At 48.2% G+C, this 13,783-nt stretch carries 14 protein-coding genes; 11 read left to right on the plus strand and 3 right to left on the minus strand.

The window, feature by feature from the left end; genetic code table 11:
- Positions 1-3 precede the first annotated feature (3 nt).
- The 5 genes from Q0389_RS00380 to Q0389_RS00400 all read left to right on the plus strand — a co-directional run bounded on the left by Q0389_RS00380 (position 4) and on the right by Q0389_RS00400 (position 4,239).
- Positions 4-1,059: a diguanylate cyclase gene (locus Q0389_RS00380; RefSeq protein WP_298690314.1), complete on the plus strand. Its 1,056-nt coding sequence runs from the start codon at positions 4-6 to the stop codon at positions 1,057-1,059.
- 7 nt (positions 1,060-1,066) lie between these two features.
- On the plus strand, positions 1,067-1,582 hold the full coding sequence (gene def, locus Q0389_RS00385) for a peptide deformylase (protein ID WP_298690317.1): 516 nt from the start codon (positions 1,067-1,069) through the stop codon (positions 1,580-1,582).
- Between the two features lie 197 nt (positions 1,583-1,779).
- Positions 1,780-2,037, plus strand: coding sequence for a hypothetical protein (locus Q0389_RS00390; protein ID WP_298690320.1), 258 nt, complete (start codon positions 1,780-1,782; stop codon positions 2,035-2,037).
- Positions 2,038-2,104: 67 nt separating this feature from the next.
- Positions 2,105-3,613, plus strand: coding sequence for a YifB family Mg chelatase-like AAA ATPase (locus tag Q0389_RS00395; protein WP_298690323.1), 1,509 nt, complete (start codon positions 2,105-2,107; stop codon positions 3,611-3,613).
- Positions 3,613-4,239: a GDSL-type esterase/lipase family protein gene (locus Q0389_RS00400; RefSeq protein WP_298690326.1), complete on the plus strand. Its 627-nt coding sequence runs from the start codon at positions 3,613-3,615 to the stop codon at positions 4,237-4,239. Before Q0389_RS00395 ends, Q0389_RS00400 begins: the two co-directional genes overlap by 1 nt.
- A 27-nt stretch (positions 4,240-4,266) precedes the next feature.
- Here the strand turns inward: Q0389_RS00400 and Q0389_RS00405 are convergent, their stop codons facing one another.
- Positions 4,267-5,370 carry a YeiH family protein gene (locus Q0389_RS00405; protein ID WP_298690329.1) on the minus strand — a complete coding sequence of 368 codons (1,104 nt, stop codon included), beginning with the start codon at positions 5,368-5,370 and terminating at the stop codon, positions 4,267-4,269.
- Between the two features lie 86 nt (positions 5,371-5,456).
- Entirely contained in the window at positions 5,457-8,702 is a 3,246-nt protein-coding gene (locus Q0389_RS00410) for a DUF748 domain-containing protein (protein WP_298690332.1), read from the minus strand.
- Between the two features lie 96 nt (positions 8,703-8,798).
- On the opposite strand from Q0389_RS00410, the gene Q0389_RS00415 reads away from it, so the two are divergent.
- The 6 genes from Q0389_RS00415 to Q0389_RS00440 are packed head-to-tail and all read left to right on the plus strand — an operon-like array spanning position 8,799 to position 13,169.
- Positions 8,799-9,818, plus strand: a complete 1,020-nt coding sequence (locus Q0389_RS00415) for a ribonucleotide-diphosphate reductase subunit beta (RefSeq protein ID WP_298690335.1) — start codon at positions 8,799-8,801, stop codon at positions 9,816-9,818.
- Positions 9,805-10,539, plus strand: a complete 735-nt coding sequence (locus Q0389_RS00420) for a carbon-nitrogen hydrolase family protein (protein WP_298690338.1) — start codon at positions 9,805-9,807, stop codon at positions 10,537-10,539. The genes Q0389_RS00415 and Q0389_RS00420 overlap by 14 nt, the downstream gene beginning before the upstream one ends.
- Positions 10,536-11,183, plus strand: coding sequence for a protein-L-isoaspartate(D-aspartate) O-methyltransferase (locus Q0389_RS00425; protein WP_298690341.1), 648 nt, complete (start codon positions 10,536-10,538; stop codon positions 11,181-11,183). The genes Q0389_RS00420 and Q0389_RS00425 overlap by 4 nt, the downstream gene beginning before the upstream one ends.
- A complete protein-coding gene (locus Q0389_RS00430) occupies positions 11,180-11,791 on the plus strand; it encodes a bifunctional 2-polyprenyl-6-hydroxyphenol methylase/3-demethylubiquinol 3-O-methyltransferase UbiG (RefSeq protein WP_298690344.1) in 612 nt (203 codons plus the stop codon). The genes Q0389_RS00425 and Q0389_RS00430 overlap by 4 nt, the downstream gene beginning before the upstream one ends.
- Positions 11,788-12,732: an RsmB/NOP family class I SAM-dependent RNA methyltransferase gene (locus Q0389_RS00435; RefSeq protein WP_298690347.1), complete on the plus strand. Its 945-nt coding sequence runs from the start codon at positions 11,788-11,790 to the stop codon at positions 12,730-12,732. The genes Q0389_RS00430 and Q0389_RS00435 overlap by 4 nt, the downstream gene beginning before the upstream one ends.
- Positions 12,729-13,169 (plus strand): low molecular weight protein-tyrosine-phosphatase, encoded by a 441-nt coding sequence (locus Q0389_RS00440; protein WP_298690350.1) that lies wholly within the window; start codon positions 12,729-12,731, stop codon positions 13,167-13,169. Before Q0389_RS00435 ends, Q0389_RS00440 begins: the two co-directional genes overlap by 4 nt.
- Here Q0389_RS00440 and Q0389_RS00445 read toward each other — a convergent pair.
- The gene (locus Q0389_RS00445; RefSeq protein WP_298690352.1) at positions 13,166-13,777 is read right to left on the minus strand and encodes a hypothetical protein; all 612 of its coding nucleotides are present in this window, start codon (positions 13,775-13,777) and stop codon (positions 13,166-13,168) included. The genes Q0389_RS00440 and Q0389_RS00445 overlap by 4 nt on opposite strands.
- Positions 13,778-13,783 lie beyond the last annotated feature (6 nt).

A 13,783-nucleotide genomic window follows, 5' to 3' on the forward strand; every position in this document is an offset into this window, starting at 1 on the left:
ACCATGGCAAGTCTCAGTGATCTCAAGCGCTCACAACGACAGGCTGCCCAAAAAAGCGGCGAAGAGGGGGGCAGTAATTTTATCAGCGCCTCCTCTTTGAGCGATCCCACCAGCGATCTCGAGATTTTTGCCAAAGAGGTTCTAACCGCCCTGATCTCGGATAATCTTCCCCCTACTCCAAACAATTTCGCCCTCTATTTTGACCGTATCTTAGAAGAAAAAAGCGAAAGCCTTCGCCGTCAGATCGGATCCATTTTAGAGCTTGAAGAAGACAACCAAGACGATAAAAGTATCGAACTTGAAAAAACGCTCAAACAAGGTTTTTCTTCCGTCAAAAGTATTTTACAACTTAGTGCGACCCTCTATAAAAATATATCGCTAATGGAAAAGATTCTCGACAAGCGGAAAGAGGAGATTAAGAACATCCCTTCCGTAAGTGGAGCGAGCGACCTTCTTTTATCTCTCGGAACGGATGTCAGCAAGCTCAGTACGATCCTGAAAAAACAGGTCACCCATATGAAGAATATCTATGATGAAACGGCTACGATTGTCAAGCAGGTCGAAAACGAGACCATATTTGACAATCAGTACGGCGTTTACAACAAACGCTATCTTCTTACCAAGCTGGAGCAAGAACGCAATTTAATTGACGAGTTCAAGCATAAAAGCTCATTAATTACGGTTCGCCTCTCCAAAGAGACGACTAACAATATCCAAAGTGAAAAAGCGCAGCAACTTATGGTACGGACCGTTGCACGGCTTCTACTGAAAACCTCTCGCCGCAGCGACATTGTCGCCCATTACGGTGATGGGATATTTGCCATGGTGCTTAAACACACGGACATAGAAAGTGCCAAACGCGCTTCCGAACGTCTCTACGATCTTGTCGCTTCCAGTAACTTTTTTCTTGCCGAGCAGGAGATTCAGTTGCGCATCGCCATCGGCGTTGCGGAGCTTCAGGCAGCATTAGGCGTTGAACAGACACTGATGTGTACCCTCAACGCCATGGAAGGGGCCGACAACGATTCCAAACTCCGCTATATGGTTTGCAGCCAATAAGGTTTTTATGATCCTCCCAATTATCACCTATCCGAACAAACAGCTCAAAGCTCTCTCATCCGAAGTAACCCACTTTGACGAAAGACTGCACCTTTTTTTAGACAATATGTTTGAAACGATGATCAGCTCGAACGGAATCGGTCTGGCGGCTATTCAGGTTGCTAATCCTATCCGTGCCCTCATCCTCTGTATCCCCGATGAAGAAGGGAATCAGCACAAAGAGAATCTGATAGAAATCATCAATCCGGTCATCCACACCCCTCGGGGAACGGTCTTGTATCAGGAAGGGTGTCTGAGTGTCCCGGGCTTTTACGAAGACGTCGAACGTTACGAGAGCCTGACGCTCCATTATCAAAACCGCCACGGCGAAACAAATATACTGCATGCAACCGATCTTTTAGCCATTGCGATTCAACACGAGATCGACCACCTCGATGGAAAACTGTTTATCGAAAAGCTCTCATACAACCGCCGTAAAAAGTTTGAAAAAGAGTATAAAAGAGCACTCAAAGAGAAAAAATAACCTTCCGAATCTATTGCAAGATGCAATAGGTTTCCCTCAATAAACTTTTTTTGCTACAATGCACTTTTCATTACAACCTAAAATGTTGTATAGTGTTATATTTTGAATCTTAAATTTTTCAGCCATACGTAAAAATAATTGATCTATTTATTTCAATGGCACTACAATATACCAATAATCCGTCAAGGAGGTATAGTGTGAGAGTATTATTGAATAGAAGATATTACAGTATCTATCTTGTGGGATCGATCATATTTGCCTGCTTTTTATTTATGTTTATCAGCACTGTTTCCGTCTTGAATACTATCGGCGGCAAAACAAGTGCCGATCTCGCACTGGAAAAAGCCAAGCAGACCTGCCTTAAGAAACAAGGGGAATTGGTTCAAGTGAATAAGGACAATCCCCTTAATACGGTATGTATCGTAAACGGCGTTAAATCAGATTCAAAAAACTAAAGTCCGGATATGCCAAAAATACGGCGGTACGGCTTTGGTCTATTTTTGAATATGATCGGAATTATCTATGAAACAACTCTTGTGTGCAACATTTGAAGGGATCGATGCAAAAACGGTAGAAGTCCAATTTACCGCAACCAAGGGGCTTCCCGCATTTACGATAGTCGGTATGGTCAACACCGCTATCAATGAATCGAAAGAGCGGGTAAAATCAGCATTGCTCGGAAATAGCTTCGTCTTTCCTCCCAAAAGGCTTACCGTCAATCTTGCCCCGAGTGATTTACGGAAAGAGGGATCACATTTCGATCTGCCCATAGCGGTTCTGATCGCACTGGGAAGTTTTGAAGGCGATCTCACAAAATGGTATGTCTTCGGAGAGCTGGGGCTGGACGGAACCGTCACCGAAAATTCTCTTCTGTATCCTATCATCCTCTCCTTGGCTAATCAAGGGGTCATTAAACAGGCAATCGTCCCTAAAACCAGTATTGCCAAACTCTCGAAGATTCCCGGAATCGCATTTTACGGTGTCAATACCCTCAGTGAAACTCTGGATATTTTACGCGCGCAAACGCTTCCTCCTGCCGCTGCCAATACCTCGGAATTTAGTTTCCATCATATACGGCACAATGAAATAAAATACTACTATGACGAAAACTATCCACTCGATTTTAACGATATTAAAGGGCAGGAACACGCTAAACGCTCTGCGCTGATTGCGGCGGCGGGAATGCATAATCTTTTGCTCGAAGGTTCGCCCGGAAGCGGAAAATCAATGATTGCCAAACGTTTACGCCACATCATGCCTCCGCTACACAATGACGAACTTCTTGAATGTGCCAAGTTGGAAATTTTGGAAGGAAAAGAGCCTTCTTTTACCCCTGTTCGCCCGTTTCGCTCTCCTCATCACTCCAGTACGGGAGCCAGTATCTTCGGAGGGGGAACGCATAAAGCACAAATCGGGGAAGTCGGATTAGCCCATGGAGGAATCCTCTTTTTCGATGAGCTTCCCCATTTTTCCAAACCCGTGCTCGAAGCGCTTCGGGAGCCTTTGGAAGATCGGCATATCCGTATCTCGCGCGTCAATGCCAAGGTGACGTATGATGCAAACTTTTTATTCGTTGCGGCAATGAATCCTTGTCCGTGCGGCAATCTCTTTAATACCGCGATACCGTGTCGATGCTCGGATGTTGAGATAGCGCGTTATAAAAGCCGTCTATCCGACCCCTTTTTGGATCGGATAGATCTGTATGTCCAAATGCACCCTATCAGTTCCGACGACAAACCTACCGTTACCTCACGCGAACTGCACGAAAAGGTCAGACAGGCATTTTTACGTCAAAAACAGCGTGGGCAAAGACAGTTAAACGGTGCGCTCGAAGATATGGAAATCGCGCGGTTTTGCCGATTGGATGAAGAATCGCAACGGACAATCGATCAGGCGATAGGGCGATTCGGACTCTCGTTTCGTGCCGTGAGTCGGGTTTTGAAAGTTGCCCGAACCATTGCGGATATTGAGGGGGAAGAAGATATCTGCAAAGGGCATCTTCTTGAAGCGTTGAGTTACCGGAAGCGTTAGTGCGACGCCTGATTTTTGTACTCATCAGCCTGACGATAGCCATGATACTTTTTAAGACCCTTACGACACCGAAGAAACACCTCCCCTATTTTCGTCCTGACGAACGTATTTTGGCTTTTGGAGACAGTCTGACCTTCGGATACGGGGCCGCACGCTCAGAGAGTTATCCTGATAACCTGCAGCGCACTCTTAAACGCAGAGTGATCAATGACGGCATTCCGGGAGAACTCTCCGAACAGGGTCTTATACGATTACGCACGAGTATTTCCCGTTATCGTCCCCGCTTACTGCTGTTATGCCACGGGGGAAACGATATTTTACATAATATCGATGACAGCCGACTGCGTTATAATCTTGAGCAAATGATCATATATGCACATGCCAACGGTGTTGACGTAATTTTAATCGGCGTCCCGCAATTTTCTCTTCTGCACCTTTCCGAACATCCGGTATACGAAGAACTGGCAAAGCAATACAACCTTCCCATCGAAGGCGATATCTTAAGCACCATCCTTCACGACAACCGCTACAAGAGCGATTATGTCCATCCCAATAAAGCCGGATACGTGATTATGGCTGCCGCCGTCGAAAAAGTGGTTCGGGAAAAATACCGTTTTGAAGAATAGGAGGCATACGCCTCCTATAAAAGGAGGTTAGAATGTTGCCACAACCCATTGGGTGATGATAAAGCCGCCGAATACCAGCCAAAGAAACATAGACCCCGCCGCATAGATCGGTGCCAAACCAAGTCCTTTAAACTTGGTAAAGCGTGTCCCCATCCCCAGCGCCGTCATCGCCATCGTCAATAAGAACGTATCGATCACATTGATATTTGCGATTGTCGATTGGATCATAGTGGCAACCGATTCTCCCGCATGAGCATCGGTAAACTGAAGCAATAATGAATTCACCCCTGCCATACCGATAAAATAGACGGCGAACCACGGGATAACCAATTTAACGCCCCCTCCGGCCGTACCCGTTTTTTTGGCAGCGTATGAGAGATAAATTCCCAAAATAATCAACATCGGTGCGATCATGATGACGCGGGTCATTTTGACGATAACCGCCGTATTTGCCATATCGGCATCCGCGCCCGGGATCGATGCCGGAACGGCAACGACCTGTGCTACCTCATGAATCGTACCGCCGACATACATTCCGAACGTTGTCGGCTCCATATGCAAAAATCCGGTTGCCGGCTGAATGATCGCCGCGTACAACACCGGATACAAAAACATCGAAATCGTTCCGAAAAGGACGACCATCGATACGGCAACCGCCGCTTTATGCTCTTCTGAACGCAATACCGGTTCGGTAGCCAATACCGCTGCGGCGCCGCATACCGATGCTCCAGCCGCCGTCAGCATCGACGTATCACGATCAAGTCTAAAAAACTTTTGAGCCAAAAATGTTCCGAGGATAAATGTCGTCGAAAGCATGATCAAAGAGACCATGAATCCTTGCAGCCCTACTTGCTCGATTTGCTGAAACGTGATTCTAAATCCGTAAAAAACGATCGCAAAGCGTAAAATCTTTTTCCCGGAGAAAACGATTCCGCTCTCCCATGCCGAAGGGAATTTGTTGTGAAGCGTGTTTGCGTAAAAAATACCCAGTACAATCCCAACAACGAGGGGAGAGATACCCAAATTTTTAATGAAACCGATATCGGCGATCATCGTCGCCGCTGCGGCAAAAATAGCAACGAAAAGGATACCGCTGATGGTTCCCGCACGTTTTTGAGGTGAAAACGGCATAAAATCTCCTTTAATTAATTTAAATGCAATTATAGGGAGATTTATCCGATTTTAAAAATCAGCCCGATTGAATGAAATATTCACTTTTACGGTACAACAATCTCCATACGGACCGGAACATCCCCCGATTTTGCGGTACTGACCGCCTCTTCGTTTTTAATGACGATACGCGAAGCCAATCCTTCATTTTTCGCCAATTGCGCGCGGATATTCTCGGCACGCTTATGTGCCAACATCTGTAATTCCTGCGGCGCAAGCGGCTGTTTGGCGATGAGTTTATCGATGAGGGCATCCGAATAATGGCGTACAAATGCCGCTTCTTCGGGATACTGTTCCTCAAGTTTCTTTTTAAGGAGCTTGACTTCTTTGCCATCGAGCATATCATCCGCCATCTCTTCAAGCAGCTCCATGGTGATGGCCTGAGAAGAATCGATTTTAAGCTCTTTATTGCGTTTGAGAGCTTCTTTCACCAGTTTCGCCCCCTTAAGCGCATACGCATCGCCCTGCTCGTCCCATCCGCCATAGATTTCGAGCATCAGCTTCGGCCGTTTGGAGAGCATAGTCGTAAGCTGATCGAGTTTCTCGATCTGCGGAGGGAGCAATACGGCCGAGCCTGCTTCGAAATCGATGGAAGAGAGCTTATCGCTCTCGATCCCCATCAAAGAGCCCAATAGGCGAAACGGCGAGGTAACAGCCTTGGTAAAGAGGTTACTGATTACCTGCCAAACCACTTTTCCGTATTTGAAATCTGGATTATTCACATCCCCTTCTATCGGCAAGTCGATGTCGATGACGCCGTCGGAGTCTTCCAAAAGAGCGACAACCAGACGCATCGGCCACGGCGATCCCCCCTCTTTTTCGGCACCCAGTTCAATTTGTTTAATGACAACCTGATTCGCTCCGTTTAGTTTGCCTCCGTCGATCTTATATCCCAGATTCAAAAAAAGTTTCCCGCCGTCAATTTTATATCCTAGGAATTGGAGCGAGTACGGAGTGTAATGCTGTAATTCCAGATTGTCGAATGCCACTTTGATGTCGGTAAACTCTTTAGGGGCTTTGGTATTAATAGAACCGTCGACTTTTGCCAAACCGTACTGATCGACTCCTCCTCGCAGCTTCACAAACGTTCTGACGTCTTTCGTCGTCGAAATCCCCAAAACTGACCCCTCGAGATCATGGATATATGTTTTAAACGGCAGAGGAAGAGATTGGTCGCTAAACGTGGCGCTGCTGTTGCGTACCAATAATTTTACGATATCGATTCCAAACGGATTGGAGGCAGGTTTCGTAGTGTCCGTATCCGCACTCGAATGTTTTGAGAGCGTTGAGTAATTAAATACTTTTTGGGCATCGATGAGGGCATTGGCATATAACCCGTCAATTGCGAGCTGATTAATCTTTAGCCGATTGTCGGGATAGCTATAGGTAAACGGTGTCGCCCCGATATTTTGCCATCCGAGCAATACCGACTGATCACGGGAATCGTCGATGACCCAGTCGCTGAGAGCTACTTTCCCTTTGACCGATGCTTTGGCATTTGCATAGTCGTAATGAGCGCTTACCGAAGCGCTTCCGCGATGCAGTGAAGCATAACTGCTCGGCTCGATATACGGATCGAACAAAGCGACGTTTAAGCGTTTTAGCGTCAGATCACCGCTGCTGCGCATCGATGAACGGGTTATGTCGCTTTTAAGTTCCAGCGTACTTTTTTCATTAATCCGGGTATCAAACGTCAGATAATTTTTGACCTCCGGATTGCTTTCAAATCCGCGCAGGTTCAAATGCATCTGATCGAATTTGAGTGCTACCGCTCTTTTCGGTACCTCATCTCTGAACGCAACGGATCCTTGACTCAAATCAATCTCATCGAGGCGGTATCCCCATGGCGCCTCTTGCGTCGAAGGTTTCGGTGTCGATTTAGAGGCATATGCATATCGGGAGAGATCAATAGAGCCGTCATTAAGCCGTTTGAGAGAAACGCTGGGCTGTTGAAGAGCGATTCTTTTCACGGATGCAAACCGTCCCGCTCGATCTACCGATACCCCTTCAATTGAGCTTCCCTGCAGTGCAATGACTCTCGCATCGTCTTTTTGGCGCGCTACCTGAACGGTATCGGTGGCTATCTCGACATCGAGCGGCGTTGCCTCGTCACTGCTGATCGTGCCGCAGTGCAGTCTCAGATTGGCAACCGAAGCATGATACGGTTCGGCAGGAGCACTGTCTCTCCATTGCAACCCTACCCCTTCTATTGCGGCATGTCCGATCGTATAGTTCCACGGTTCTTTCGTCTCATTTTCATCGTCCGGGAACGCTTTTTGAATCTCTTCGATATAGTTTAGCCAATCGATCGTACCGTTCTTACCACGCTCCGCCGCTACGTTCAATCCGTTTACGTTCACGCTCCGGGCATTAAAAATTTTGCGCATCGGCAGCACGTTTCCGCCCTCAAGTTTTAAAGAGGCCAGTGTCAGAAGATTGCGCTGTTCCCCTTTAGGGATGATCCGAAGCTTCTCTACCCCTACGTAGAGGTTGGAGAGTTCCGTCGCATTGACATCATCGCTGTTAAACCGATAATCAAATCCGAACTGCGCGTCTCCGTCCGCCACTTCGATCGGAAATTTCTCCCGAAAATAGCTCCACGGGGTATACAGCTTCCCCGATTTGAACGCAATACTCCCTCCGATATCGAAAGGGGCAAGGGCATCAATCTTCCCGCGGATGTCGAGGAAACCTCCATCGTTGATCGTTGCGTACAGGCGCATTTTGCCGTCTGCACTTGAAAGGTTCCGAAGATCGATATTATCGATTTTAAACCCTATCGGCCCTACCCCTTGCGCAAACGACTTCCCATCCGATACGTCGCTGTAATCCAATGAACCGTCTTGAAGGGTAAAATGACGGATAATCAATCCCATCGGTTCGGAAGAGGATTCCTCTTCTTCGGTATCGGAGCCGAGGTTGCTCAGCCATTTGAAGTTAAAATCTCCCTGCTCGTCACGCCGTATAGTGATTTTGGGTTCACTCAGCGTGATATCGCCGATAACCAGGCCCCCTTTCCACAGATACGCCGTCGGATCGACATTGATCGAGAACTTTCGGAGGGCAAACAAATCACCGTGTTTCGGTGTTTTAAACGCAACCCCTTTCATTCTCAGATGAAACGTAAAAGGATTAAAAGCGACCCATTGAACCGAGAATTCTCCCCCCTTTGTCGCTTCGGCAATCTTTTTCGGGGCAACGTTTTTTAAAAGATAGGGAACTCCCCAGAAACCCGCCGTGCCATAGACCGCAACTGCCGCTGCCAATGATTTGAGGATCAGCCCTTTTTTCATCTTGTATACCCCTGCCAAAATCTGTTTTCATTTTATCATAGTTAAATCTATATTTAGACATAATCATTTACTTTAATCTACAGAGGGATAGCCGAAATGAAGCGCAAACAAATTTACAATCCTACCTCCAACGAACACGTAAACGACCGTCAGGTTTTCGGCGGCAATCCTACCGGTATTTTCGAACTTAACAATATCAAATATCAATGGGCCTATAACCTCTGGGAGATGATGCTTAACAACACATGGTTCCCCAAAGAGGTCGATATGACCCGCGATGCCGTAGACTATAAATTTCTCACCGAGATGGAAAAAACGGCTTACGACAAAGCCCTCTCGCAGCTTATTTTCATGGACTCCCTCCAAACCAACAATCTGATGGACAACATCAACCCTTACGTAACCGCCCCGGAGATCAATCTGATTTTGGTACGCCAAAGCTTTGAAGAAGCGCTTCACTCCCAAAGCTATGCCGTCATGGTCGATTCCATCAGCCAAAACAGCGAAGAGATTTACGATCTCTGGCGCCGGGACATGATGCTCAAAACCAAAAACGACTCGATTGCGGCCCGCTATGATGCCCTCGCCCACGATCCGTCCGAGAGCGCTTTCGTAAAAGCGTGTTTCGCCAACCAAATCCTGGAGGGGATCTATTTTTACAGCGGATTCACCTATATCTATACCCTCGCGCGTTCGGGCAAAATGCTCGGCTCCGCACAGATGATCCGCTTTATCCAACGTGACGAAGTAACCCACCTCGTTTTATTCCAAAACATCATCAACACCCTGCGCCGTGAACGTCCCGATCTTTTCACCGAAGCGTTGATCGAAGAGGTTTACGATATGTTCCGCAAAGCGGTCGAGCTCGAAGTCGCATGGGGTCAATACATCACGCAGGGGCAGATTCTGGGTCTGACCAACGAAATCGTCGAACAATACATCCAGCATCTGGCCGACAACCGTCTCAATGCGGTTGGGCTCAAACCTCTGTACAACGTTACCAATCCGATCAAATGGGTCGATGATTTCTCCAAATTCAACGACCAAAAAACCAATTTCTTCGAAAGTACCGTCACCAACTATTCCAAAGGAAGCCTCAGTTTTGACGACTTCTAAGACCCGTCCCGTCGTTTCGTTGTGCATTGAAACGGATACCGATTTTCATGCCAACCTGAATCAACTGCTCCGACTGATTGAGCGATCCGAAGAGGATGCGATCATCGTAGCTCCCGAAGTCGCTCTGAGCGGATTTGCCTACGAACGCTTCGACGAAGCGGCCGCATTTACCGACCATGCACTTCAACAACTTCAAGAGCGCATCGGCAACCGCCTTCTGATTTTTACCGCGATTTCCAAAAAAGGAGATGCGTTTTATAACACGGCTTATGCGCTTCACAACGGTATCATCCTGCACAGCCAGGACAAATTGAAGCTTTTCGCTCTGGGAGCGGAGCATGAGCATTTCCGACCGGGAGAAGAGGGGGAGATCGCCCCTTTTGAGTTTGACGGAATTAAAATAGGGATTCTTATCTGTTTTGAACTCCGTTTTAAAGCGCTTTGGCAGCAGCTGGAGGGGTGTGACATCATCGCCGTTCCGGCACAATGGGGAAAACTGCGTCTGGATCACTTTGTCACCCTGACCAACGCTCTTGCCCTAATGAATCAGTGTTTTGTTATCGCCAGTGATGCCGCCAACGAAGAGACTACCGGCATGAGCGGTATTATTACCCCCTTCGGCGGTGAAATCCGCAACCACGGAAATCTCTCAACAACATCGCGTTATGAAGAGCGCACCGTCCTCTCCATGCGCCGATACCTCAACGTAGGAATAGTATGAATATCGATAAAATTACGGCGATCAAGACCACCCGCATGGCCGAAGAGATCAGCAAAAAATTCCCTCTCCGCCCGATCGTCAAAAATGCCATTATCCAAACCAACCGCGAAGAGTTCGTCCCTATCGCCATGCGCCACAACGCCTACCGCCTCGATGCCCTTCCGATCGGCGCACAACAATACATCTCTTCGCCTCTTACGGTTGCAAAAATGACCCAATACCTCAGCCCGGAGGGGTGTGACAGCGTTCTGGAAATAGGGTGCGGAAGCGGCTATCAGGCCGCCGTTCTTTCCCAAATCTTCCGCCGTGTATTCACCATCGAACGGATCGAAGCGCTGCTGCTGGAAGCCAAAGAGCGCTTCCGTCACCTGCGTTTGGGCAATATCCACACCCGTACTGATGACGGACAAAACGGCTGGGAGCAATACGCCCCGTTCGATCGGATTTTATTCTCGGCATCCGCACGCGAGATTCCCCAAAAACTGTTTCACCAACTCGCAGAGGGGGGAATATTGATCGCTCCGATCGACAAAGGTCGGGAACAGGTCATTACCCGTTTTACAAAGCAGGGGGGAAAAATCCACGAAGACCCTCTCGAAGTATGCGATTTTGTTCCGGTATTGGACGGAGTGGTACGACGATGAGCGATCAAAGAGAATTTTGGAACGAGCGCTTCGCCAAAGAAGGGTACTTTTACGGTTTGGAACCGAACCTTTATGTCGCATCCATCATCGATACGTTAGATGAGAACCGCAAAATCCTTTTTTTAGGGGAGGGGGAAGGGCGTAATGCCATCTATGCCGCCCGTGCAGGGCATCAGGTCACCGCACTGGATGCCAGCGATATCGGCTTGGCCAAATGTGCCGAACGTGCCCGCAGCGAAGACCTCGCGATAGAACTGATTCATACTGATCTGGAAGAGTGGAGTCCGTCCGATTCCTATGATGCGGTTCTCTGTTCTTTTCTCCACCTCGCCGAGCCTCTGCGTAGCGACGTTTTTGCCAAAGTGCTGGATGTCCTTTCAACAGGAGGCCTTTTCGGCGGCGAATTTTTCTCCGTTCATCAGCTCCCCCGTACGACCGGAGGCCCCAAAGACGAAACGCTCCTCTACACCGCCTCCGCACTCGAATCGATTTTTTCAGGATTGTCGTGCGAGATCGCCGAACTGCACGAATGCGATGCCGAACTCTTCGAGGGAAGAGGGCATAACGGTATCGCTTCAGTAGTGCGGATGCAGGTACGACGCCGATGAGTCTTCCCGAAGCCTTTACACAGCGGCTGGAGCAGATTGTTCCACGTGAACGCTTCGGAAATGTTCTCTCTACCTTTGATCTTCCCAAACAGGTCACGTTCCGTGTTAATCCCCTCCAAACAACTCCCGAGGCTCTCGAAGCCGAACTGACCGCCTCGGCAATAGTGTTTGAACGGATAGAGTGGGGCGTTTTGCAAGGGGTTTACCGTATCGATCCCGCAGACAAGCTTCGTCTCACCCAAACCGAAGCGTTTTACAAGGGGCATTTCTATATCCAAAACCTCTCATCGATGATCGCTCCCGTTTTGCTGGCTCCTGAACCCGAAGAGACCGTTCTTGATCTCGCCGCCGCACCGGGAGGCAAAACGCTGATCCTCGCTTCGATGATGCAAAATACGGGATGGCTCTCCGCCGTGGAGCCCTCACGGGAGCGTTTTTTCCGCATGTGCGATAATCTAAAATCCCAAGGTGTAACCAACGCCCATACCTACATGACCGACGGACGCAGTGTAGGGAAAAAATGTCCTCTGATGTTCGATCGCATTCTTCTCGATGCACCATGCTCGTCCGAAGCACGATTCAAAAGCTTCGATGAAAAATCGACAATGTTCTGGACCCTTCACAAGGTCAAAGAGACCTCCAAACTCCAGCGCCGCCTCCTCCTCTCGGCATTCGATGCCCTCAAACCCGGCGGGAAACTCCTCTATTCGACCTGTTCTTTCTCTCCTGAAGAAAATGAATCACCCCTTCAGCACCTTTTAGAGCGCCATGGAGAGCATTTAAAGACACTTCCTCTAGTCTTACCCTTCGATAACGTTCAAAAGCCTCTGACACGCTGGGGAAAAGAGATTTTCGATGAACGAATCCAAAATGCCGTACGAATTTTGCCGACCGATACGATCGACGGATTTTTTATTTGTCTGTTGGAGAAAACTCAATGAAGTCGATTCTTTTTGTATGTCTCGGAAATATCTGCCGCTCACCGATCGCTGAGGGGGTGGCCCGTCGGCTGATAGAGCAGGAGGGTCACGGTATTACCGTCGATTCGGCGGGAACCGGAAGTTGGCATATCGGCGAGGCTCCCTGCCGCCATTCGATCACCGTTGCACGGAACAATGGCGTGGATATCTCTTCTCTGCGTGCGCGCCAGGTGCATAAAAACGATTTTCAGAAGTTTGATCTCATCGTAGCTCTCGATCAAAGCAACTACAACGATTTACAAGCGATGGGAGCTAAAAATCTGGTAAAACTCGGAGAATTCGGATGCGGGGGAGCCGATGTCCCCGATCCCTATTTTTTTGACGGGTTTGAAGGGTTTGATCGCGTCTTCGCAATGATCGAGTCATGTGTCGCACAGCTTCTCAGCGAACGCGGCTAAAAATTCTTCTCGATATAGATCATATCATAATTCGATCCGCCGTGATTGACCCCGTTAATCAGGCCGAAAACCCCCGAACGGTGTTTCAGAGCATACCCGATATAGGTATCCTTCCAATCAGGAACTCTGAGCAAGCGCCCGATATCGATGTCGGCACTGATGTCTAGGTAGTTAAGGAACTTGGAGGTATTGCTCCCTTTTTCTCTTGCGTCGATCACTTCCGTAATCGGAATCTGTTCGGCTAACGAAATCCCTTCCGCTCCCCCGATACGCAGACGATTGTCCCACACATCGATGTTATAGTACGCTTTGACATATACTGTTCCTTCCCAGAAACTCTCTTGATGATGGTTCTCTAAAAAACGGTAAATGGAAGCTTTCAGATAAATGTCGATCGGAAGATCGTATATCCCTCTGGCGAGTAAATATCCTCCGTCGATCCCTAACACATGGGTTTTGGCACCGCTAAATTCCCCTTCGCCGCTTAAAATCTGCCCCAGATCGTTTTTGTCGGCGATCCCCCATCCTAAACGTACCGAATAAAGATCGTCGCTTCCAAACGCGACCGCTCCCAATATCCCTAGTGTAACTATGGCTTTTCGTATCATTTCTCT

It is taken from the genome of uncultured Sulfuricurvum sp. (assembly GCF_937936435.1).
GTDB lineage: Bacteria > Campylobacterota > Campylobacteria > Campylobacterales > Sulfurimonadaceae > Sulfuricurvum.